The sequence below is a fragment of the Kitasatospora sp. NPDC059160 genome (genome assembly GCF_042755465.1).
Taxonomy (GTDB): Bacteria; Actinomycetota; Actinomycetes; order Streptomycetales; family Streptomycetaceae; genus Kitasatospora.
Map to the genome: position 1 here is coordinate 1 of NZ_JBHZCN010000057.1, position 21,753 is coordinate 21,753.

Genomic DNA, 21,753 nt, shown 5'->3' on the forward strand with positions numbered 1-21,753 from the left:
TCCCCGCGGGCCGCTCGGGCGGCAGCGCCCCCTCCCCCCCCCCCCGCCCGGATCCGGGGGTCAGTGCCGCGGCGGCTGGACGCAGCGGAAGCTGCTCGCGGCGCCCGGGTCCCCGTGGCCGGTGTAGCGGGACACCATCGGGTAGCGGCACAGGTCGCGGGCGACGGTGGTGCCGGTGCCGGTGGTCAGGGTGGCGTGCAGCACCGACGGCGCGCTGCCCTGCTCCACCCAGGCGGTCAGCGCCGCCAGGTCGTCGACCTTGCCGCCGTCCAGGCCGCAGTGCTCGACGCCGGGGGCCAGGAACAGCCGGTAGAAGTCGTCGACCTTCTTCGCACCGCCCATCCGCTCCTCCACCCGCTTGCGGTAGTCGACCGTGCCGGCGGTGGGGATCAGCTGGTCGGCGTCGCCGTGCCAGCTGAGCAGCTTGCCGCCGGCGTCGCGGAACGCGGAGAGGTCCGCGTCGCGGGTGCCGATGACCTGGTCGTACTCGGCGCGGGCCGCCCGGAAGATCCGGTCGAACTGCGCCCGGCTGAGGTGGGCGGTGTCGAACCCGGGCTGCTTCTGCACGAAGGTGGCGACCCACGCCGCCGGGACGACGAACGGCACGCCGGTGGTGACGCCGTTCGCATCGGTCCTGCTGGCCGCCAGGTAGCGGAAGTCGGCGCCGATCGGCAGGCCGTACCAGAGCCGCTTGCCGTTGACGTCGCGCGGGCCGTCCCAGATCCGGCGGACCACCTCGGCGTCCGCCGCCGTGACGGTGACCTGCTTGCCGTCGCACTCGACCCGGGTGCCGACCAGGCGGCGCGGGTCGAAGTCGCACCGCTGCGGGTCGCTGATCAGGCCGTCGGCGACGCCGTCGAGCGTGTCGCAGGCCTTGAGGGCGGCCCGGTTGAAGGCGTCGAACTCGCACCCGGTCGGGTAGGTGCGGGTCTCGTTCATCACCACCTGGGGCCACAGGGTGGCCACCTCGAACTGGTTCCAGTTGACGCCCGGCGCGGCGGCCTTGATGCCGTCGAAGTCCGTCGGGTAGCGCTGGGCCTCCAGGTAGCCCTGGCGGCCGCCGGTGGAGCAGCCGTTCCAGTAGGAGTAGGACGCCGCCCGCCCGTAGGCCGCGGCCACCACCTCCTTGCCGACCAGCGCCATCTCGTGCGCCGAGCGGGAGGCGAAGTTGTCCAGCAGCGCGGTGTCGACCCGCCCGGCGGCGTCCAGCGCCCAGCTGGTGTCCAGGGCCCCGCCGACACCCGCGTCGGTCGTGGCGGCGGCGTAGCCCTGCTTGACGGCCGCGGCGAGCCCGGCCCCGTTGTCCCCGGCGGCGTAGGCACTGCCGCCCACCGCCTGGAAGCGGCCGCTCCAACCCGCCTGCGGCAGCCAGACGTTGACCTTGGCGTGGTCGTTCGCGCCGGGGTGGGTCAGGGTGACCGTCACCTCGCAGTGCGCCGGGACGTCGGGCACCGGGAAGCCGCCGAGCGGCGGTTCCCCGGGCACCTGGAAGGTCCCCGCCGGCACCGCGACCGCGGTGACGGACTCCACGGCGGTGCCCGCCGGGGCCGGGATCCCGGCCGGGGCGCAGCTGAACGCCGACGGGCCGGCGGTGGCACTCGTGGCCGTGGCACTCGTGGCCGTGGCACTCGTGGCGGTGGCACTCGCGCCGGTGCTCACGGTGGTGGCGCTGACGGCGGCGGCGAGCTCCGGTGACGCGCTCACCGGAGTGGACACCGCAGCGGCGGCGACCAGGGGGACGGCCGCCGCGACGACGGCCAGGAACCGTCTCTTCATGATCTCTCCTCGGTATCGGGCTTGGCCCCCTCACTCTGGCCGCGCCGGCGGTGACGGCACATCAGTCACCTGACGCTCCGCCGACACCGCCCGGGGCGCACCCGAGCGGCCGGAAGGATGGAGTCACATGACCGATGCGCCGGGCCCGGACGGCGGACCACAGTGGGGCCCGCTGGATCCACTCACCATTCGAAACCCCTTGGAGCACTTGCATGTTCAGCCTTGAGCACGGCCGCCTGCGTCGCCTCGCCACCGGTGCCGCCGCCGGGGTCGGCGCGATCGCCTTCGCCGTCGCCGGCACCGCGAGCGCCGCGACCGAGGACGCGGCCGCCGACCGGGGCCCGAAGCCGACCGTCGTCCTGGAGCACGGCGCGTTCGCCGACGGCTCCAGCTGGGACGGCGTCGTCGCCCGGCTGCGCCACGACGGCTACCCGGTGGTGGCCGCCGCCAACCCGCTGCGCGGCCCGGCCTCCGACGCGGCCGCGCTGCGCAGCGTGATCGACCACGTCAAGGGCCCCGTCGTCCTGGTCGGCCACTCCTACGGCGGCTCGGTGATCAGCGCGGCCGCCGTCGGCCGGCCGCAGGTCAAGGCGCTGGTCTACGTCGCGGCGTTCCTGCCCGCGCCGGGCGAGTCCGCGCTCCAGCTGACCGACGCGTTCCCGGGCTCGACCCTGTCCGGCGCGCTGGACCCGGTACCGGTCACCAACGCCGACGGCAGCACCGGCACCGACCTGTACATCCGGCAGGACCGGTTCCGGGCCCAGTTCGCCGCCGACGTCCCCGCCGACCGGGCCGCGCTGGCGGCCGCCGCCCAGCGGCCGATCGCCCAGGCGGCGCTGACCGAGCAGGCCACCTCCGCCGCCTGGCAGACCGTCCCCAGCTGGGACGTCATCACCACCGAGGACCGCAACATCCCGGCCGACGCCCAGCGGTTCATGGCCGGGCGGGCCCACGCCCACACCACCGAGGTGGCCGCGTCGCACTCCGTCGCGGTGTCCCACCCCGGTGTGGTGGCGGGCGTCGTCGAGCAGGCCGCCCGCGCCACCCGCTGACCGGCGGCCCTGAGCAGGGAGGGCGGCGCCCCCGATCCGCCCTCCCGATCCGCCCGCCCTCCCGCCGTCGGCCCCGGGTCGGCCCCGGAGCGCTGCTCCGGGGCCGATGCGTCAGCGCAGCGCGCGGAAGGCGGTGCGGAGTTCCTCGGCCAGCAGCTGCGGCTGCTCCCAGGCGGCGAAGTGGCCGCCGCGGTCGACCTCGTTCCAGTGGATGATGTTGCCGAAGGTCCGCTCGCCCCAACTGCGCGGCGCCGGGTAGATCTCGGCGGGGAAGACCGTCACCGCGACCGGCAGCTTCGGGATCGGCACCGCGTTGAACGGTCCGCCGCCGGCCCGGGTGCCCTCCCAGTACAGCCGGGACGAGGAGGCACCGGTGCCGGTCAGCCAGTACAGCGAGATCGCGTCCAGCATCTCGTCGTACGTGAGGACCTTCTCGGGCTCGCCGTCGGAGTCCGTCCACTCCGCGAACTTGTCGTAGTAGTAGGCCGCCATGCCGACCGGGGAGTCGGTGAGGGAGTAACCGATCGTCTGCGGGCTGCGGTTCATCATCGCCGCGTAGCCGAAGCCGTCGCGGTAGAAGTGCAGCAGCCGGTCGTACGCCCGCACCTCCTCGGCCGACAGGTTCGCCGGGGCCGGGTCGAAGTTGCGCAGCCGGCGCAGCAGGTCCTCCGGCACGGTCCCCGGCATGTTGACGTGGATGCCGAGCAGCCCCTTCGGCTGCTGGACGGCGAGCACCTCGGAGAGGATCGCGCCGTGGTCGCCGCCCTGCGAGACGTACTCCGGGTAGCCGAGGCGCAGCATCAGCGCGTGGAAGGCCCGCGCGATCCGGGCGAAGTTCCAGCCGGCCTTGCCGGGGTTCCCGGAGAAGCCGTAGCCGGGCAGGGTCGGCAGCACCAGGTGGAAGGCGTCCTCGGCGCGGCCGCCGTGGGCGGTGGGGTCGGTCAGCGGGCCGATGACCTTGAGCAGTTCGACGATCGAGCCGGGCCAGCCGTGGGTCATCAGCATCGGCATCGCGCCGGGGTGCGGGGAGCGGATGTGGGCGAACTGGACGTCCAGTCCGTCGAGTTCGGTGACGAACTGCGGCAGCCCGTTGAGGCGCCGTTCCACGGTCCGCCAGTCGTACCGGGTGCCCCAGTGCTCCACCAGCGGGCGCAGCTTCGCCAGCTGGGCGCCCTGGCTGCGGTCGTCGACGGTCTCGCGGTCGGGCCACCTGGTCGCCCGGACGCGGCGGCGGAGTTCGTCGAGCTCGCTCTGCGGGACCTTGATGCGGAAGGGGCGGATGCCCGGGGCGGGCCGCGGAGCCGGGGCGGGTGCCTGGGCCGGGGCCGACGTCGGGGCCGGGGCCGCGTTCGGGGTCTGCGCCTGGGCCTGGGCGGACACGCCGACCTGCCCGGCGACGACACCGGCCGCGGCGAGGCCGAGGAAGCGGCGTCGGCCGGTGGAGGGGCGGTTGGTGCTGGTGTTTCCGGATGCTGCCATCGAGGACTCCTCGGGTTCGGAAGGGGACGGGAGGTGCGGTGCGGACGCCGGGGCACCGGCGCGGCCGTTCAGTGCGCGGCGTCCAGGTGGGCGGTGAAGAAGCCGGCCAGCTTGTCGACGGCCCGGTCGATGTACTCCTGCCGGTCGTAGAGGTCGACGTGGCTCGCGCCCGCGATCCGGTGCAACTCGGTTGGTCCGGTGGCGCGTTGGTGGGCCTCGACGGCCATCCAGGCGGTGACGGCACGCTCGCCGACGATCTGCAGGATCGGGCGCGGGCCGATCAGCGGGACGGCGAAGAAGGGGTCGTAGCCGGCCAGACGGTCGACGCTCTCCCAGGCCAGGGACTTCGCGGACCGCTCGTGCGCGCCGCGTGAGGTGCAGTAGTACGCGAAGCCCTCGGCGCCGTGCTCGCCGCCGAGCTCGCGCGCCTGCTCGGCCGTCTCCGGGAACACCGTCAGCCCGCCGGGGTCCTGCCCCCGGGCGGCGGCGGTGCGGGCCCGGGCGGCCGCGTCCAGCAGGGCCCGGAAGACGGCCGGGTCCTGGCCGCCGTCGGCGCCGAGCCGGAACTGGCGGGACGGGTCGGCGGTGCACACGGCGGCCACCGCCCGGACCCGGCTGTCGCCGCCGGTGGCGGCCAGGGAGTACCCGCCGGACGCGCAGATGCCGAGCAGGCCGATCCGCTCGGCGTCCACCTCCGGGCGGGTGACCAAGTGGGACACGGCGGCCTTGAAGTCCTCCACCCGCTGGGCCGGGTCCTCCAGCCCGCGCGGCAGACCGCCGGACTCGCCCTGGTGGGCCGCGTCGAAGGCGAGGGTGACGAAGCCCCGCCCGGCCAGCAGCCGCGCGTAGGTGCCGGACGCCTGCTCCTTCACCCCCGTCCCCGGGTGGCCGACCACCAGGGCCGGGCGCGGACCGGGGGCCGGGGTGTCGGGGAGGTACAGGTGCGCGGCGATCTCGATGCCGGCGCTGTCGAAGCGGATCTCTGACCTGGCCATCCGGGGCCTCTTCCTGTCGATCGGCACATCGCGTGCGCGTCGTATGCGCGTCGGGCGCACGTCGGTGGTTCATGGGTGGTTCGTGCTGCCACCACCGTGGCCCACTGGCGGGTGCCGGGGCTTCGGTCAGATGACTCCGGAACCGACGTGCAGTCATGGAGCGGCCCGCCGCCGACCGGCCCGGACGTCAGATGACCGATGCGGGGCTCCCCGGCCGCCCGAAGGATGGAGACCCCCAGGTCACGGACGTCGGCCCGGTCCCACCCCCCGCCGACCTCCCTTCCCCCGACAGGAGTCGCTCCCATGGACGCGAACGACGAACCCGCCCACAGGCCGGCCACGGTGGTCCTCGACGCCGCCTTCAAGGCGGACGCCCCCGCCCGGTACGCCCGGCTGCGGGAGCTCGGCCCGATCCACCGGGCCGAGTTCCAACCCGGCCTGGAGGGCTGGGTGGTGGTCGGCCACGACCTCGCCAGGACGGCGCTGACCCACCCCGGCCTGCTCAAGGACGCCACCCCCGCCGCCGACGCCCTCGACGCGGCCGGCTTCGTCCTGCACCGGCCCGCCGTCGGCCTCGGCGCCCAGATGATGGAGGCCGACCCGCCCGAGCACACCCGGCTGCGCCGCCTCGCCGCGGCCGCCTTCACCCCGCGCCGCACGGCCGAACTCGCCCCACGGATCGAGCAGATCGCCCACCGGCTGCTCGACGCCCTGCCGCCCGCGGGCACGGCCGACCTCGTCGAGGCCTACAACGCCCCGCTGCCCGCCACCGTCATCGCCGAGCTCCTCGGCGTCCCGGCCGCGCACCACCGCGACTTCCGCCACTGGTCCGCGCAGGCGCTGCGGCCCGCCTCCCCCGAGCACCGCCCCGCGCTGGCCGCGCTGCACCACCTGCTGGCCGACCTGGTCGCGGCCAAGCGCCGCCACCCGCAGGACGACCTGCTGTCCGCCCTGGTCTCCGTCCGCGACCGGGAGGCGGGCCGCCTCACCGAGGAGGAGCTGGTCGGCACCGCGCTGATGCTGGTCGTCGCGGGCCACGAGAGCACCGTCAACCTGCTCGGCAACGCCCAACTCGCCCTGCTCCAGCACCCGGACCAGCTACGGCGGTTGCGCGAACGGCCGGAGCTGCTGCCCGGCGCGGTGGAGGAGTTCCTGCGCCACGACACCTCCGTGGAACGCTCCACCAACCGCTACGCGGCGCAGGACCTGGACCTGGGCGGGGTGAGGATCCCCCGGGGCGGCGTGGTCGTGGTCGCCCTCGGCTCCGCCGGCCAGGACGCCCCGCAGACCGGCTCCGGCGACCCGGCCGCCCTCGACGTGGCCCGACCCGACGCCCGCCACCTCGCCTTCGGCCACGGCATCCACCACTGCCTCGGCGCCCCGCTCGCCCGGCTGGAGGCCACCATCGCCCTGCGCGTCCTGCTCGCCCGTGTCCCGGAGCTGGAACTCGCCGTCCCGGTGGACTCGCTCGACTGGATCGGCTCCGGGATCATCCGCGGCGTGCTCACCCTCCCCGTCCGCTACCGGCTCGGCTGACCGGACGGGGGCTCCGAACGGCCCGCCTCCGTCACCTACCAGACTGGTGACGGGGACGGGCCCGTCCCTGCTAGAGTCGCCGTGACGTGCAGTCAGCATGCAGTCAGCCGGCCGTCCGGGTACGGCCGGAGGAGCGAGGAGCGGCAGACGTGGCGGGTGACGACGACATCTCCGGGTGAGCCCCGGAGCTGACGGCCACCGGCGGGTGCTCAGGAGCACCGCCGAAGTGGTCCGCCTCGTCGTACCCCTTTCCCCGGCGCCCGCCCACGGGCAGAGCTCCGCCCTTCCCGCGGACCGCCGGGGCCCGACGCCCCCCCGGAAGGATCCCCGTGCTCCAGCACGCCCTGCTCGCCCATGACCTCGTCCGCAACCTCGACGGCCGCCGCGTCCTCGACGGCTTCGGCCTGACCGCCTCGCCCGGCCAACGGATCGGCCTGATCGGGGAGAACGGCGCCGGGAAGTCCACCCTGCTGCGGGTGCTCGCCGGCCTGGACGAACCCGACTCCGGCACCGTCTCGCGCCCCGCGGACCTCGGCTTCCTGCACCAGGAGCTGCCGTTCCCGGCCTCCGCCTCCGTCGCCTCCGTCCTGGACGACGCGCTCCGCGAGGCCCGCGCGGACCTCGCCGCACTCGACCGGCTCGGCGCGGAGATCGCCCGCGTCCCGGACACCGACCCCGGCCACGGGGACCTCCTGGACGCCTACGGCCGGCGGCTCGAACAGGCCCAGTACCGGGAGTCCTGGGACGCCGACCGCCGCGCCGCCCTGGTCCTGGACGGACTGGGCCTCGGCGCCTTCGGCCCCGGCGCCCCCGGCCACGGCCGCCCGCTCGGCTCGCTGTCCGGCGGACAGCGCGGCCGACTCGCCCTGGCCGCGCTGCTCGTCCGCCGGCCGTCCGCACTGCTGCTGGACGAGCCCACCAACCACCTCGACGACGGCGCCGCCGCCTTCCTGGAGCAACAGCTCCGCGCGCACCCCGGCACCCTGCTGGTCGCCACCCACGACCGGGCCTTCCTCGACGCCGTCTGCACCCACCTGATCGACCTCGACCCGGCGGTGGACGGCCCGGTCCGCTTCGGCGGCGCCTACTCCGCCTACCTGGGCTCGCAGCGCGCCGAGCGGGAGCGCTGGGAGCTCCGGTACGCCGAGGAGCAGGAGGAGTTGGCGCAGCTGCGGCACTCGGCCGGCGTCACCGCGCACCTGGTCGCCCCGGACCGGGGACCGCGCGACCACGAGAAGATGGGCTACGGGCACCGCGCCGGCCGGGTGCAGAGCCAGGTCGCCCGCCGGGTGCGCAACGCCGCCCGCCGGCTGGCGGAGCTGGAGCGCGCCCAGGTGCCCGAGCCGCCGCGCCCGCTGCGGTTCGCGGCCGACGCCCTGGCCGCGCCGGACGCCCTGGCCGCAGCGCAGACCCCGGAGACCTCGGAGACCCCGGAGCCCCTGGTGTCCCTCCGGGGCGTCCGGGTCCCCGGCCGGCCCCCGCTGCCGGAGCTCGACGTCACGGCCACCGACCGACTGCTCGTCACCGGCGGCAACGGCACGGGCAAGTCGACCCTGCTCGCGGTGCTGGCCGGCCGCCTCCCGGCCGGGGGCACGCTCCACCGCCACCCCCGGCTGACGGTCGGCCTGCTCACCCAGGACACCGCGTTCGACCGCCCCGACCGCACCGTCCACGACACCTACCGGCTCGCCCTCGGCCCGGCCCGCGCCGAGCGGGTGCCGCTGGCGTCCCTCGGCCTGCTGCACCCGGCGGACCTCGACAAGCCCGTGGCCCGTCTCTCCGTCGGGCAGCGCCGCCGCCTCGCCCTCGCCCTCCTGGTCGCCCACCCGCCCCGACTGCTGCTGCTCGACGAGCCCACCAACCACCTCTCCCCGCGCCTGTGCGACGAGTTGGAGGACGCCTTCGGCACCGGCCCCGGCGCGATCGTCGTCGCGAGCCACGACCGCTGGCTGCGCCGCCGCTGGCAAGGCCGCGAGGTGCGGCTGGAGCCGGACCGGAGTGAGCAGCGGGCACCGCTGCCGGGCCGCGCCGCCGTTACCGGAACCTGACGCTACCGATGGACGGGCGATACGCGGTCCAGACACGGACCTGACGTTCCGTTCGTACAGTGCCGGACATCCCCGGTGAGCAGGGGCGGACCGCGGCCGCCCCTGCCCACCGACCGCACCGACCGAGATGGGCGACGATGTCAACCACACGCCGAGCACTCCCCCGCCGACTCCCCACCGCAGCAGCCCTCCTGCTGAGCGCGGCCACCGCGGCGGCCCTGCTGCCCACCGCAGCCCTCGCCGCGGAGCCGGACACCGTCACCTCGCACGCCGGCGCCACCACCCCGCAGGAGCGCAGCCGGATCGACGCCTACTGGACGGCCGACCGGATGAAGCTGGCAGGCGCCATGGTCCCCGAGAACACCCCCGTGCCCGCGGACGACAACACGCCCGACGACCCGCGCCCGCTCGCCCCCAACACCCCGGACCCCGGGGCGGTCTGGACCCACGGCGGCGCGGTGAACAGGAGCGTCGGCCGGCTCTTCTTCACCTTCTCCGACGGCTACGACGGCAGCTGCACCGCGACCGTCGTCACCGGCGCGAACCGCAGCACCCTCGTCACCGCGGCGCACTGCCTGCGGGGCGTCGGGGCGCCCACCGCCGACGGCACCTGGACGCACAACGTCTACTTCGTGCCCGGCTACCGCAACGGGACCAAGCCGCTCGGCGGGTTCAGCATCAAGTCCATGGCGACGTCCTCGCGTTGGGACGCCGACCGGAACGGCACCGGCTCCTCGGACGTCGCCGCGGCCGGCTTCGACACGGGGGTCCTGGTGGCGAACCCGTCTCCCGACGGGCGGCGGCTCGCGGACGTCACGGGGAACCAGCGGATCGCGTTCTCCGATCCCGTCGACGCGGAGTTCGTCCACGCCTTCGGCTACCCGAAGGACCGGCTCAACGATCCCGCGGCCCAGTACGCCGGTTCGCGCATGATCCACTGCGCCGGCCCGAACCGGCAGAGCCCCAAGGCGCCCCTGCTGTGGGGCGAGTCCTGCAACATGGGCCACGGGGCGAGCGGCGGCCCGCACCTGGCCCGGTTCGACACCCGGACCGGCTCCGGAACCGTCGTCGGCGTCACCACCACCACGGACGAACTCGTGGGCGGGCAGCCGGGCACGCTCTACGCCACCCGCTTCGGTGACAGCGCCCACCGCCTCTACGACTGGGCCCAAGCGCGCTGACAGCGCCGGGGAACGCCGGTGCCGGGGGCGCGGCTCGCACCCCCGGCACCGGCGTCCGTCACCGCGCCCCGGCCTCCGTCAGGCCGGGACCACCCGGTAACTCAGCATCGCCCAGGGCGTGTTGGACTGGGCCAGCGAGCCGGTGCCCCACGGGACCGCACCCGCGCAGCCCCGGCCCGGGTACAGCACCACGGACGCGGAGCCGTCGGCGACCTGCACCGAGCGGACGGGCGCCGCCAGGGTGTGGCAGGTGCCGAGGTCGCCCAGGTCGACCGTGGTCACCGCGCCGCTCCCGTCGGTGCCGGTGTACAGGTGCGCGCCCGGCTGCAACGGCGGCCAGCCGGCCGCCTGCGCCGAACCGGCACCGAGACCGATCAGGGCCGCAGCCGCGACGGCCGCCGCGGCCGAGCCGCGGAGCATCCTCTTCGAAGTGGACATGTGGGAACCGCCTTCCGTGGGTGTGCCGGGATGCCGAACGATTCGGACCCCGCCGGGTCCTACCCGCCTCCACCCTGCCGCGGGGGGCGCCGGCGCGGCATCGGTCATCTGACTGCACATCACCGGTGCCGGTACGGGGGCGGGATCGGTCGAATGACTCCGTACGCCCGGCGACGCTGTACGTCCGGTGACTCCCGTACGTCCGGACCGGCTCACCGCGAACGGTGCGCGGTGCGCGGCCCGGGTCACTCCAGCAGCCCGGCGGCCACCCGCCGGACCAGCTCCCGGCGCTGCGCCGCGTCGTCGAAGTCCACCACCGTGCGCACCTCGGGGGCCATCGCGGGCCACAGCATGGCGAGGTGGACCATCAGCGCGAACAGGAACCGGGCCTCGAACCGGTCCGACACCACGCCCCGGGCCTGGGCGTCGGCGAGGATGCCGGTCCGCCTGCGGACCTCGTCGACGGCGTAGCCGTTGAGCGCCTCGTCGCCGCGCTCCAGGTTCTGCCAGGTGATCAGCCGGGGGATCTCCGGGTGCTCGGCGTAGATGTCGCTGAGCCGGGCCGCGAACTCGGGGAGGTCCTCGTCCCCGTCGAAGGGCAGGCTGCCGATGATCTGCTCCACCGCGGAGTTCCAGACCGCGTCGAAGAGGCCCACCTTGCTGTGGAAGTAGTGGTAGATCTGCGCCTTGTTGCTCCGGGCGGATTCGGCGATGCGGTCGACCCGGGCGCCGTGGAGTCCGTGGGCGGCGAACTCGGCCCGCCCGGCCGCGATGAGTCTCTGCTTGGTGGCTTCGGCGTCGCGTTGCATGCGCAGACCTTAGCCCAGCACCGACTAACCGGTTGGTTGACAGCGGGTTCCTTGTCCGGGTGTAATCAACCAACCAGGTAGTTGAAAGTTGGCCGGCGTCCATGGCTCGCGGTCTTCGAACGACCTGGAGGTTCGATCGGGGAGGGAACTGGACCGTGGGATCAGCCGTGCCGTTGCTCGGTCGGGACAGCGAACGCGAGCAACTCGCCGAGTTCGCACGCTCCGTGGAGGGCCGCACCCTCCTCCTCCGCGGCGAGACCGGGGTCGGCAAGAGCACCCTGCTCGACTACGCCGCCGACCTGGCCGTCCGGGAGGGGCGGCTCGTGGTCCGGGCCACCGGGGTCGAGGCGGAGTCGGAACTGCCGTACGCCGGACTGCACCAGCTCCTCTACCCGCTGCTGCCGCACACCGCCGGACTGGAGCACAACTCCCGGGCGGCCCTCGACGCCGTCTTCGGCCACACCGGCGCCGGGGGCACGCCGCCCTCCCTGATGACCCTCGGCATCGCGGTGCTCGGCCTGCTGTCCTCGGCCTCGGTCGAGCAACCGCTGTTCCTCGTCCTGGACGACGGCCAGTGGCTGGACGACTCCAGCGCCGCGGTCTGCGGATTCGTCGGCCGCCGACTGACCGGCAGCCGGTTGAAGCTGCTGCTCGCGGTCCGCTCCGACATCGCCTCCCCCTTCGACACCGCCGCACTGCCCGAGCTGGCCGTCGGCACCCTCACCGACGAGGACGCCGCCCTCCTGCTGGACGGCCACTACCCCGCGCTGGACCGGCAGTCGCGCCGCCTCGTACTGGACCAGGCCCAGGGCAACCCGCTCGCCCTGCTGGAACTGCCCGGCCACACGGCCGGCCGCCACCCGGAACGTGCCGCCGCCGACCCGCAGGCCCTGCGCGGCGCCTCGCCGTCCCGGCGCCTCCAGTACCTCTACGGCACCCGGATCGCCGCCCTGGACGCCGCCGTCCGGGCCGAGTTGCTCAAGGGCGCCCTCGACGGCGTCGCGGCCGGACCCGGCGACGCGGCGGGCCCCGCCGGCCGGTACCGGATGCGCGACGCCGACGAGGCCGTCGCCCGCGGCCTGCTGGTGATCGAGCCCGCCACCGGTGAGTTCGCCTTCCGGCACCCGCTGGTGCGCTCCAGCGTCGTCCAGCTGGCGACCCCCAACCAGCGCCGCGAGGCCCACCGGACACTGGCGCTGCTCCACCGGGACAACCTCGAACGGCGGGCCGCCCACCTGGCCGAGGCCACCCTGGACCCGGACGAGGAGGTGGCCCGGGTCCTGGAGGCCGCCGCCGAGTCCGCGACCCGCCGCGGCGGCGCGCTGACGGCGGTGACCTGGCTGACCCGCGCCGCCGAGCTGAGCGAGCACCCGGCGGAGCGGTCCCGGCGGCTCGGCGACGCGGCGTTCATCGCGGGGCACGCGGCCCGCCTCGGCCACGCCCGCCGGATCCTGCGGGCCGACCCCGGGCCCGACGCCGACCGCTCCCCCGCCGCCGCACTGGCCTCCGGCTACCAGGCGCTCTACCAGGACGGCGACGTGCGCTCCACCCACCGGCAGATCGCCGCCGCCGTCGAACGGCTGGTCGGCGGAACTGCCGACTCGGCGGCCGACCCCACCGCCGGGTACGACCCCGAGGTGCTGGACCGGCTGCTCGCCCTGCTGCTCGCCACCAGCCAGTTCGCCGCCGACCGGACCCTGTGGGAACGCACCCACGCCCTGCTCGCCACGCTCGGCGAACGGGTCGGCGAGCGGGCCCGGATCTACAGCGCCACCTGGAGCGACGTCGTCCGCCACGGCGCCGGCTGGACCGCACCGGTGGAGCGGGCCGCCGCCGACCTGCCGGGCCAGGAGCCCTGGGACGTCGCCCGCTTGGCCGTCTCCGCCTACCACCTCGACGTCCTCAGCCCGCTCCGCCCGCACCTGCAGCGCGTCGTCTCCCGCGAGCTGGAGACCGGCGCGGTCTCCACCGGCATGGTGATGCTGCACCTGATCATGCTGGACCAGATGGCCGTCGGGGAGTGGGAGGCCGCCGAACGGACCGGACGGCGGGCCCTGCTGCGCTCCGACGAGCACGGGCACGAGCTGTTCGCCCAGCAGACCCGGGCCTACCTGGCCCAACTCGCCGCGATGCGCGGGCAGACGGCGACCGCGCGCGAGCTCCAGGCGGTGGTCGACGCCTGGGCCCGCCCGCGCGGCATCGGCTTCCTCACCCAGCTCGCCGACGCGGCCGGCACCACCGCGGCGCTGAGCGACGGCGACTACGAGGGCGCGTACCTCCAGGCCATCGGCATCACCGCGCCGGGCGCCTTCCAGCCCTACGCCCACCAGGCCTCCCGCACCCTGCTCGACCTCGTCGAGGCCGCCGTCCACTCCGGGCGCACCGCGCAGGCCCGCGCCCACGCGCTGGCCGCCCGGGAGGCCGGCCTGCCCGCCGTCTCCCCCCGGCTGTCCCTGGTCACCCACGGGGCCCTGGCCATGACCGCCGAGGACGAGGACGAGGCCGCCGGGGCCTACGCGCACGCCGTCTCCCACCCGGCCGCGGCACACTTCCCGTTCGAGCTGGCCCGGATCCGCCTGGCGCACGGCATCCGGGTGCGCCGCGCCCGGGGCGCCACCGTGGCACGGGAGTTCCTCGCCCCGGCCGCCGACTCCTTCGAGCGGCTGGGCGCGGTCGCCTGGGCCGCCCGGGCCCGGGCCGAACTACGGGTCGGCGGCGTCCCGACCCGGCCGGCGGCGCGCACCGCGAGCCTGCTGACCTGGCAGGAGCGCCGGATCGCCGACCTGGCCGCGGGCGGCCTGACCAACAAGGAGATCGGCGAGCAGACCCGGCTGTCCCCCCGGACCGTCAGCGCCCACCTGTACCGGATCTTCCCCAAGCTGGGCATCACCACCAGGGCGGCGCTGCGCGACGCCCTCACCGGGCTGGACGAGGCGTCCCCCGCGCCGGACCCGGGCCTGCCGGAGCGCTGCTGACCGAACACCGCTGACTGAACGCCGCCGGGGGCGGGTAGGGCTCGGGGATCCGCCAGGGAGGGAGTCCGGATGTCGCTGCCGCTGACCGGCACCACGGTGATCGCGCTGGAACAGGCGGTGGCCGCGCCGCTGGCCACCCGGCACCTGTGCGACCTGGGCGCCCGGGTGGTGAAGATCGAGCGCCCGGACGGCGGCGACTTCGCGCGCGGGTACGACCGCAGCGTCAACGGCCTGGCCAGCCACTTCGTCTGGCTGAACCGCGGCAAGGAGTCGGTCGTCCTCGACCTCAAGGCGCCCGAGGGCCGCGCCGTGCTGGCCGACCTGGTGGCCGGCGCGGACGTCTTCCTGCAGAACCTGGCCCCCGGGGCGGCCGCCCGGCTCGGCTTCGGCTCCGCCGAACTGCGGGCCCGGCACCCCCGGTTGGTCACCGTCGACCTGTCCGGCTACGGCACCGGCGGCCCGTACCGGGACAAGCGCGCCTACGACATGCTGATCCAGTGCGAGTCCGGGCTCGCCTCGGTGACCGGCCAGCCGGAGCGGCCCGCCAAGACCGGCGTGCCCACCTCGGACATCGCCGCCGGGATGTACGCCCTGACGGCGACGCTCGCCGCCCTGCTCGGCCGGGCCGGCAGCGGACGCGGCACCGCGATCGAGGTGTCGATGTTCGAGGCGACCGCCGAGTGGCTGGGCCACCAGCTCCACCACACCCAGGGCACCGGGCGGGCACCGGGCCGCGCCGGACTCTCCCACCCGGCCATCGCCCCCTACGACGCCTACCCGACGGCCGACGGCCACGAGGTCATGATCGGCATCCAGAACGACCGCGAGTGGGCCCGGCTCGCCACCGGCTTCCTGGACCGCCCGGACCTCGCCGACCACCCCGAGTGGGCGACCAACGTCGCCCGGGTGCGGCGCCGCCGGCTGGTCGACGCGCTGGTGGGCGGCCGGACGGCGACCATGACGGCCGAGGAGGGCGTCAAGCGCCTGGACGCCCTCGCGATCGCCTCGGCCCGGCTGAACGGCATCGGCGACCTCCTGCACCACCCCCAGCTCGCCGCCCGCGACCGCTGGCGCCCGGTGGCCACCCCGGTCGGCGAGGTCCGCTCCCTGCTGCCCCCGTTCGACTTCGCGGAGGTCGAACTCCCGATGGGGCCCGTCCCCGAGCTGGGCGCCCACACCGACTCCGCCCTGCGCGCCCTCGGCTACCCCGCCACCCGCATCGCCGCCCTGCGGGCGAACGGGGTGCTGGGCGGGTAGCGCACCCGTATCCTGGGTCCCGACCCTCCGGGCAAGTGGCGTACGGAAAGCATGATCTGACGCTCCGTCATCCTCTCGCCGCGACCGGACGACACCTGGACACGACGGGGGCGCGCGTGGGATCGGCCGACCGCAACGGACCGGGCACCGGCACCACGCGCGAACGCGTCCGTCGGGGCGAGGCCGCACCGGCCGGGCGCGCGGAGCCGCCGCTGGTGGTGCTGCACGGGTGGCTCGGACTCGCCTCGGGGCTCGCCGCACTGGTGGTGGTCCTGCTCGGGGCCTGGTACGCGGGAAAGGGCGAGCCCGGCCCGGTGGACGGGCGGATCCAGGACGCGGTGTACGGGGTGGAACCGCCGTGGCGCTACGCCGCCCGCGGCCTGGACTCCCTGGGGGAACCGCTGGGCGCCGCGCTGCTGGTCGGAGCCGTGGCGGCGGGCTGCCTGCTGCTCCGGCGCCCCCGTGCCGCGGTGTTCGCGGTCGTCGGCGTCGCCCTGCCGGTGCTGGCGGCGACGCTGCTCAAGCACCTGGTGGGCCGCACCATCCACGGCGACGCCAACCTCTCCTACCCGAGCGGGCACACCGCTTTCCTGACGGCAGTGACCCTCGTCCTCGCACTGCTCGCAGCGGGCCCGAACGCCCGCCCGCTCCCGGTGCTGGCCGCAGTGGCGGTCGCCGGGGCGGCCATGGCCTGGGCCCAGGTAGCCCTGGGCGCCCACTACGCGACCGACACCCTGGCCGGCGGCTGCACCGCCCTGGCACTGGTACCGCCCGCCGGATGGCTGGTGGACCGGGCCGCCGACCGGCTGGCGGCCCGGTCGGCGCCCGGTGACCCGACGTAGCTCAGACCCGCTGCCGGAAGACCGGCTTGACCGGGCGGCCGCCGAGCCAGGGGGTGGGGTCGCCGGCGTCGAGGGCCTTGCGGTAGACGGCGCAGGCGACGGAGACGGCGTCGATGGTGTGGGCGATGTCGGCGTCCGTCAGGGCGCTGCTCACCACGAAGGAGGGGGCCAGCACCCCGCCCGCGAGGAGTTGGCGCAGGAAGAGGGTGCGGTAGGGCTGGGAGGGCTGCCCCAGTTCGTCGAGGGTGGCGAAGACCAGGTTGCTGGCCCGGCCCCGGACCAGCACGTGGTCGGCGACGCCCATGCCGGCGGCGGCCTCCCGTACGCCGGCGGCGAGTTGGTCGCCGAGGGCGTGCAGCCGGGCGGTGATGCCCTCCTCGACGTACGTGTTCTGGACGGCCATCGCGGCGGCCAGCGCGTGGGTCTCGGCGCCGTGGGTGGTGGAGAGCAGGAACACCCGGTCGCCGGGGTGGTGCAGCCCGCCGTGTTCCATCAGGTCGCGGCGCCCGGCGAGCGCGGAGACGGCGAAGCCGTTGCCGAGCGCCTTGCCGAAGGTGGAGAGGTCGGGGGCGACGCCGTAGAGGCCCTGGGCGCCCGCCGGGGACCAGCGCAGCCCGGTGATCATCTCGTCGAAGACCAGCAGGCAGCCGTGCCGGTCGGCGAGTTCGCGCAGGCCGGCCAGGTAGCCGGGCGGGGGCTCGGCGTGTCCGGCGGGTTCGAGGACCAGGCAGGCGATCTCGCCGCGGTGGCGGGTGAGCAGTTCCTCGGTGGCGGAGAGATCGCCGTAGGGGAAGGAGACGGTGAGGTCGGTGATCGCCGAAGGGATCCCGGCGTCCATCGGGGTGGTGCCGATGAACCAGTCGTCGACCGAGAAGAACGGGTGGTCGCCGCAGACGGCCACCAGGGTCCGCCCGGTCACGGCGCGGGCGAGGCGCACGGCGGCGGTGGTGACATCGGAGCCGTTCTTGGCGAACTTGACCATCTCGGCGGTGGGCACGGTGTCCAGGAAGCGTTCCGCGGCCTCGAGTTCGAGGATGGACGGGCGGGTGAAGTTGCTGCCCCGGTCGAGCTCCCGCCGGACGGCCTCGGTCACCCGCGGGTGGGCGTGGCCGAGGCTGACGGAGCGCAGGCCGGAGCCGTACTCGACGTAGCGGTTGCCGTCGACGTCCCAGACGTGGGCGCCGCGGCCGTGGCTGATGACCGGGGCCAGGTGCTCGGGGTACTGGTCGTCGCCCTTGGCGTAGGTGTGGGCGCCGCCGGGGATCAGGGCGTGCAGCCGCTCGTTGGCCGCCCGGGATTTCGGAAGAGTGAAGTCGACGGTCACGGCGCTCAGTTCTCCTCCGCGCGCAGGACCTCGGCGAGGCTCGGCGCCTCCCGGTCCCGCTTGGACACCGACTCGGCCGGCAGCGGCCAGGGGACGGCCAGCTCCGGGTCGTCGAAGGCGATGGTGACGTCCTCGCTCGGGTCGTGCGGGCGGTCGATCCGGTACGAGACGTCGGCGTCGGTGAGCGCCTGGAAGCCGTGCGCGCACCCGGCCGGGATGTAGACGCTGGCCTGGGTCTCGCCGGAGAGCTCGAAGGTGGCCACGTTGCGGTAGGTCGGCGAGTCGGGGCGCAGGTCCACGACCACGTCGAACACCTCCCCGTGCGAGCAGCGCACGATCTTCGCCTCCCCGGCGCCGGAGCGCAGGTGCAGGCCGCGCAGCACGCCCCGCACCGAACGGGAGACGCTGTGTTGGACGAAGGCGTCGGGGTCGATGCCCACCGAGCGGAGCACCTCGGCGTCGAAGGTGCGGCAGAAGAAGCCGCGTTCGTCGGCGTAGGGGGTCGGTTCGAAGAGGTAGGCGCCGGCGATCGCCGGGACTTCGGTCGCCTTCATGAGGTCTCCGTAAGGTGTCAGTCGGCGGTCGGGAAGACGGCCGTGGTCAGGGCGGTGAACTGGTGGTCGAGCCGGCGGGTGGCCGTCAGGTTCCGCTCGGCGAGGGTCTGCCGCAGCTCCGTCGCGTGCTTCTCCAGCTCCCGGAACTGCTCGATCAGCCGGTCGGCGTCGACCTCGCGGGCCGGGTGGCAGTACTCCCCCAGCCCCATCCGGGCCATCAGCGCGTCGCTCTTGGCCGCGTAGCTGAGGGCGAGCGTCGGGGTGCCGGTCCGCAGCGCGCAGACCAGGTTGTGGTACCTGGTGGCCACCACGGCGTCGGCGGCGGCGGTCTCGGCCATCAGCTCGGCCAGCGAGGCGGCCCCGGAGACGGTGACCAGCGGGGAGTCGACGGCCTCGACGATCGCGGCGACCACCCGGGCGTCGACCGCGTCGCCGGTGAGCAGCCGGACCGGCCGGCCGTCCTCGACCAGCGCGCGGACGAAGCGGGTGGTGCCGTCGAGGTACTGCCGGTGGATCTGCTCGGCCCGGGCACGGTCGTCGTCGCCGCCGTGGAAGTCCATGACGCCGACGCAGACCCGCCCGTCGGGGGAGCCGGTGGCGGGTGGTGCCGGGAGGGCGAAGGCGATGTCCGGATGCACGGCGTCGCGTGCGGTGTCCACGCCCATCGCCCGCATGGCGTCGCGGGACAGCTCGTCCCGGTACGAGCGGTGCGCGGCCAGCCGGGCGGACCAGCGCACCAGCGCCCGGGTGGCCGGGTTGCCGATCCGGGCGGCGCCGACGCCGACCAGCGCCACCGGGGTGCGCAGCAGCCGGCCGGAGGCGCAGAGCAGGAACAGCGCGTACGGGAAGCCCCAGGGGCGCAGCGGCAGGGTGGCCTCCAGGACCCCCATGCCCGGGACGATCACCACGTCGTGCCGGCGCACCCAGGCGACGGTGCGGGCGGCGTCGACGAGCTTGCCCAGGCCCTTGCCGAGGACGGCACCGGCCCGGGAGGCGGTGCGGTACTCGCCGCGGTACCAGTGCAGCCGGGTGGCGGGGATGCGGTAGCGGGCGGTGACCACCTCGGGGCCGCCGCAGAGCGCGTCCACCGCGGCGTCCGGGTGCTCGGCGCGGAGGTGGCCGAGTACGGCCTCCAGCGAGCCGTCGTTGCCGAGGTTGCCGGAGCCGAGCAGGCCGAACACCCCGACGCGCACCGGGGTTCGCGCGGTCATGCCCGCCTCCCCCCGCGTCCGGCCACCAGGTCGTCGACGGAGGCGGCGGAGCCGTCCGAGGACGGCACGGGGGTGCGGTCCTCGACCCGTTCGCCGGCGCCCGGCCGGGCCCGGCTGGTCATCCAGGCGGCCAGGTGGCCGTAGCAGGCCCGCCGGTCGGCGGTGGACAGCGGCGCCCGGCGGACGGCCGCGGCGAAGCCCCAGACGTACTCTGCGAGCAGCCGGGGCGTGGGGTGCAGCGGCCCGGCCCGGCGCGGGTCCAGGTTGACGCAGCGGGAGCGCTTGGAGGGGTTGGCCCGCTCGGCCCGGGTGGGGTGGTCGCGGCGGAAGTAGAGCAGTTCCGGCACCTGGTGGAAGGGGCCGTGCAGGGTGATCTCGGCGACGAAGGTGCGGTCGGCGTGGTGGTAGCTGTCGTGCGGCTTGACCCGGCGCAGCACGTCGGCCCGCATCACCCCGTAGAAGTCGTCGCCGCCGGGCTCGAACAGCAGGCTGCGGAAGCGCTCCGGGGCGCGCGGGGAGTCGGTGGCGAGGCCGTACGCGTAGGGGACCTTCACCCGGCCGTGCTCGTCGATGACCGCCTGGCCGGAGTGGGCGAGGATGACCTCGGGCCGGTCGTCCAGCGCCTCGACGCAGCGCAGCAGGAGGTCCCGGGCGTAGAGGTCGTCGTGCGAGGCCCACTTGAAGAGTTCGCCGCGGCACTGGGCGAAGACGTAGTTGTGGTTGGGCGCGGCGCCGATGTTCCGGGGCAGCCGGAGGTAGCGGATCCGGGAGTCCTGCGCGGCGTACTCGCGGCAGATGGATTCGGTGGCATCGGTCGAGGCGTTGTCGGAGATGACCAGTTCGAAGTCCTGGTAGGTCTGGCCGAGCAGGGCGTCGAGCGACTCGGCGAGGTACTCCTGGCCGTTGTAGACGGGCAGGCCGATGCTCAGTCGGGGAACGGCGGTCAAGGCGTCCTCACTTCGGGGGTGTCGTCCACCGTTTCGGGGACGGGGGTGCGGTGGTGCTCGCGCAGGGCGGCGCGCAGTTGGAGCCACCAGACGGCGGCGCCGCAGGCGGTGGCGGTGGCGACGCCCCAGGCGGAGCCGACGGTGCCGGCCGCGGCGGCGCCGCCGAGCCCGCCGCCCAGGTAGCAGGCGGAGGCGAAGAGTTGGCAGCGCAGGCTGCGCCGGGCGGCGGCGAGGGCGCGCAGCCCGGCGGCCGCGCCGCTGCCGAGGCCGGCGCCCGCGACGCCGAGGGTGGCGGGGAGGATGAGCGGCGAGGCGGAGTGCCAGACGTCGCCGAGGACGAACTGTCCGGCCCGGTCGGGCATCAGCAGCAGCGCCGAGCCCCACAGCAGGGCGGCGCCGGCCTGTCCGCCGCCGAGCAGCAGGCAGAACCGGCCGAGCCGGCGCGGTGTCTGCCGCAGGACCCGGGCGGCCTCCGCCACGGTGACCAGGGAGAGGCCCATCAGCAGGGCGAGGAACGGCCCCTGGAGGAGTTCGGCGCCCCGGACGGCACCGACCGCGCCGACGCCGACGATCGCACCGAGCCCGTACGCCCGCAGCTGGCCGGCGCCGCTGAGGCTGACGTTCTCGACCAGGTAGCGGCTGCCGAGGTCGCGCTGTTCGCGCAGCCAGCCGCGGGCCTGGGTGACCCGGGGCCGGACGCCGGACTGGAGGAAGCCGTACCCGGCGGCGGCCGCCGCGGCGGCGCCCCAGGCCAGCAGGAAGGCGGCCACGGTGCCCACCCGGGCCGCCACCACCATGGCCGGGATCAGCGCGAGGCCCTGCACCAGGTCGTTGGCGAAGGCCTTCCGCCCGGTGCCGGCGGCGAAGAAGGCGAACCGCCGGGAGTCCTGGAGCAGCAGCGCCGGCAGGGCGAGGCCGAGGCTCGCGAACGCGGGCCCCACGTCGCCGCCGAGGCCGAGCCCGACCAGCAGGCAGACGGCGCCGAGGGTGGCGCCGACGGCGAGCGCGGTGCCGGAGGACCGGGCCGCCGCGGCGCGCCAGGTCGCCTCCGGCACGCCGCTGAACCGCACCATCAGCGGGTCGGTGGCCAGCCCGCGGGAGACGTTGAGCACCACGCCGTAGGTCAGCCAGGCCAGGCTGAACACGCCGAACGCGTGCACCCCCAGCTCCCGGGCGACGTAGATGCCCACCGCGAAGTTGATCATGCTGGTGACCGCCTGGTCGGCCAGCCCCCAGGACACCCGGCCGAGCACGCCCCGCCCGGCGGGCCGGGCCGGCGCCCCGTCCCGGCCCGCCGGTGCCGCCGTCCTCACCTCCTCGGTGGTCATC

General features: G+C 75.3%; 17 protein-coding genes. 7 read left to right on the forward strand and 10 right to left on the reverse strand.

The features are described from left to right. Positions 1-60: 60 nt before the first annotated feature. Positions 61-1,776, reverse strand: coding sequence for a tannase/feruloyl esterase family alpha/beta hydrolase (locus ACFXOZ_RS23850; RefSeq protein WP_380592504.1), 1,716 nt, complete (start codon positions 1,774-1,776; stop codon positions 61-63). Positions 1,777-1,988: 212 nt separating this feature from the next. On the opposite strand from ACFXOZ_RS23850, the gene ACFXOZ_RS23855 reads away from it, so the two are divergent. After that, a complete protein-coding gene (locus ACFXOZ_RS23855; RefSeq protein WP_380592506.1) occupies positions 1,989-2,828 on the forward strand; it encodes an alpha/beta fold hydrolase in 840 nt (279 codons plus the stop codon). Positions 2,829-2,939: 111 nt separating this feature from the next. Here the strand turns inward: ACFXOZ_RS23855 and ACFXOZ_RS23860 are convergent, their stop codons facing one another. Further along, positions 2,940-4,307: an epoxide hydrolase family protein gene (locus tag ACFXOZ_RS23860; protein WP_380592508.1), complete on the reverse strand. Its 1,368-nt coding sequence runs from the start codon at positions 4,305-4,307 to the stop codon at positions 2,940-2,942. 68 nt (positions 4,308-4,375) lie between these two features. Then, positions 4,376-5,302: an alpha/beta hydrolase gene (locus ACFXOZ_RS23865; protein WP_380592510.1), complete on the reverse strand. Its 927-nt coding sequence runs from the start codon at positions 5,300-5,302 to the stop codon at positions 4,376-4,378. A gap of 303 nt (positions 5,303-5,605) precedes the next feature. On the opposite strand from ACFXOZ_RS23865, the gene ACFXOZ_RS23870 reads away from it, so the two are divergent. The 3 genes from ACFXOZ_RS23870 (at position 5,606) to ACFXOZ_RS23880 (ending at position 10,067) form a co-directional block, all read left to right on the forward strand. Beyond that, positions 5,606-6,838 (forward strand): cytochrome P450, encoded by a 1,233-nt coding sequence (locus tag ACFXOZ_RS23870; RefSeq protein ID WP_380529767.1) that lies wholly within the window; start codon positions 5,606-5,608, stop codon positions 6,836-6,838. Positions 6,839-7,167: 329 nt separating this feature from the next. Next, positions 7,168-8,886: an ABC-F family ATP-binding cassette domain-containing protein gene (locus ACFXOZ_RS23875; protein WP_380592512.1), complete on the forward strand. Its 1,719-nt coding sequence runs from the start codon at positions 7,168-7,170 to the stop codon at positions 8,884-8,886. Positions 8,887-9,023: 137 nt separating this feature from the next. Further along, positions 9,024-10,067: a trypsin-like serine peptidase gene (locus tag ACFXOZ_RS23880; protein ID WP_380592514.1), complete on the forward strand. Its 1,044-nt coding sequence runs from the start codon at positions 9,024-9,026 to the stop codon at positions 10,065-10,067. 78 nt (positions 10,068-10,145) lie between these two features. On the opposite strand, the gene ACFXOZ_RS23885 is transcribed toward ACFXOZ_RS23880, so the two are convergent. Further along, positions 10,146-10,505, reverse strand: a complete 360-nt coding sequence (locus tag ACFXOZ_RS23885) for a hypothetical protein (protein WP_380592516.1) — start codon at positions 10,503-10,505, stop codon at positions 10,146-10,148. A gap of 245 nt (positions 10,506-10,750) precedes the next feature. Next, positions 10,751-11,314, reverse strand: coding sequence for a TetR family transcriptional regulator (locus ACFXOZ_RS23890; RefSeq protein ID WP_380529760.1), 564 nt, complete (start codon positions 11,312-11,314; stop codon positions 10,751-10,753). 173 nt (positions 11,315-11,487) lie between these two features. Here ACFXOZ_RS23890 and ACFXOZ_RS23895 point away from each other — a divergent pair, with 173 nt between their 5' ends. The 3 genes from ACFXOZ_RS23895 to ACFXOZ_RS23905 all read left to right on the forward strand — a co-directional run bounded on the left by ACFXOZ_RS23895 (position 11,488) and on the right by ACFXOZ_RS23905 (position 16,388). Further along, entirely contained in the window at positions 11,488-14,289 is a 2,802-nt protein-coding gene (locus ACFXOZ_RS23895; RefSeq protein ID WP_380592548.1) for an AAA family ATPase, read from the forward strand. 69 nt (positions 14,290-14,358) lie between these two features. Beyond that, positions 14,359-15,546, forward strand: coding sequence for a CaiB/BaiF CoA transferase family protein (locus tag ACFXOZ_RS23900; protein ID WP_380592518.1), 1,188 nt, complete (start codon positions 14,359-14,361; stop codon positions 15,544-15,546). 116 nt (positions 15,547-15,662) lie between these two features. After that, positions 15,663-16,388 (forward strand): phosphatase PAP2 family protein, encoded by a 726-nt coding sequence (locus tag ACFXOZ_RS23905; protein ID WP_380529754.1) that lies wholly within the window; start codon positions 15,663-15,665, stop codon positions 16,386-16,388. A gap of 1 nt (position 16,389) precedes the next feature. Here ACFXOZ_RS23905 and ACFXOZ_RS23910 read toward each other — a convergent pair whose 3' ends face one another. Genes ACFXOZ_RS23910 through ACFXOZ_RS23930 form a run of 5 tightly spaced genes read right to left on the reverse strand, consistent with a single transcriptional unit; the run spans position 16,390 to position 21,752 of the window. Continuing rightward, positions 16,390-17,712 (reverse strand): glutamate-1-semialdehyde 2,1-aminomutase, encoded by a 1,323-nt coding sequence (locus ACFXOZ_RS23910; RefSeq protein WP_380592520.1) that lies wholly within the window; start codon positions 17,710-17,712, stop codon positions 16,390-16,392. 5 nt (positions 17,713-17,717) lie between these two features. Continuing rightward, entirely contained in the window at positions 17,718-18,266 is a 549-nt protein-coding gene (rfbC, locus tag ACFXOZ_RS23915; RefSeq protein ID WP_380592522.1) for a dTDP-4-dehydrorhamnose 3,5-epimerase, read from the reverse strand. A 17-nt stretch (positions 18,267-18,283) separates the two neighbouring features. After that, on the reverse strand, positions 18,284-19,477 hold the full coding sequence (locus tag ACFXOZ_RS23920; RefSeq protein ID WP_380592524.1) for a polysaccharide pyruvyl transferase family protein: 1,194 nt from the start codon (positions 19,475-19,477) through the stop codon (positions 18,284-18,286). Then, complete coding sequence (locus tag ACFXOZ_RS23925) at positions 19,474-20,424, reverse strand: glycosyltransferase family 2 protein (RefSeq protein WP_380592526.1); 951 nt, start codon at positions 20,422-20,424, stop codon at positions 19,474-19,476. The genes ACFXOZ_RS23920 and ACFXOZ_RS23925 overlap by 4 nt, the downstream gene beginning before the upstream one ends. Continuing rightward, positions 20,421-21,752 (reverse strand): hypothetical protein, encoded by a 1,332-nt coding sequence (locus ACFXOZ_RS23930; protein WP_380592528.1) that lies wholly within the window; start codon positions 21,750-21,752, stop codon positions 20,421-20,423. Before ACFXOZ_RS23930 ends, ACFXOZ_RS23925 begins: the two co-directional genes overlap by 4 nt. Position 21,753: the final 1 nt, after the last annotated feature.

Bases quoted from the DNA above. Each gene is read 5' to 3' on its own strand.
- ACFXOZ_RS23890 (WP_380529760.1), bottom strand. From the start codon at position 11,314: ATGCAACGCGACGCCGAAGCCACCAAGCAGAGACTCATCGCGGCCGGG.
- ACFXOZ_RS23870 (WP_380529767.1), top strand. From the start codon at position 5,606: ATGGACGCGAACGACGAACCCGCCCACAGGCCGGCCACGGTGGTCCTC.
- ACFXOZ_RS23920 (WP_380592524.1), bottom strand. From the start codon at position 19,477: ATGACCGCGCGAACCCCGGTGCGCGTCGGGGTGTTCGGCCTGCTCGGC.
- ACFXOZ_RS23900 (WP_380592518.1), top strand. From the start codon at position 14,359: ATGTCGCTGCCGCTGACCGGCACCACGGTGATCGCGCTGGAACAGGCG.
- ACFXOZ_RS23885 (WP_380592516.1), bottom strand. From the start codon at position 10,505: ATGTCCACTTCGAAGAGGATGCTCCGCGGCTCGGCCGCGGCGGCCGTC.
- rfbC (WP_380592522.1), bottom strand. From the start codon at position 18,266: ATGAAGGCGACCGAAGTCCCGGCGATCGCCGGCGCCTACCTCTTCGAA.
- ACFXOZ_RS23930 (WP_380592528.1), bottom strand. From the start codon at position 21,752: ATGACCACCGAGGAGGTGAGGACGGCGGCACCGGCGGGCCGGGACGGG.
- ACFXOZ_RS23850 (WP_380592504.1), bottom strand. From the start codon at position 1,776: ATGAAGAGACGGTTCCTGGCCGTCGTCGCGGCGGCCGTCCCCCTGGTC.
- ACFXOZ_RS23865 (WP_380592510.1), bottom strand. From the start codon at position 5,302: ATGGCCAGGTCAGAGATCCGCTTCGACAGCGCCGGCATCGAGATCGCC.
- ACFXOZ_RS23860 (WP_380592508.1), bottom strand. From the start codon at position 4,307: ATGGCAGCATCCGGAAACACCAGCACCAACCGCCCCTCCACCGGCCGA.
- ACFXOZ_RS23855 (WP_380592506.1), top strand. From the start codon at position 1,989: ATGTTCAGCCTTGAGCACGGCCGCCTGCGTCGCCTCGCCACCGGTGCC.
- ACFXOZ_RS23880 (WP_380592514.1), top strand. From the start codon at position 9,024: ATGTCAACCACACGCCGAGCACTCCCCCGCCGACTCCCCACCGCAGCA.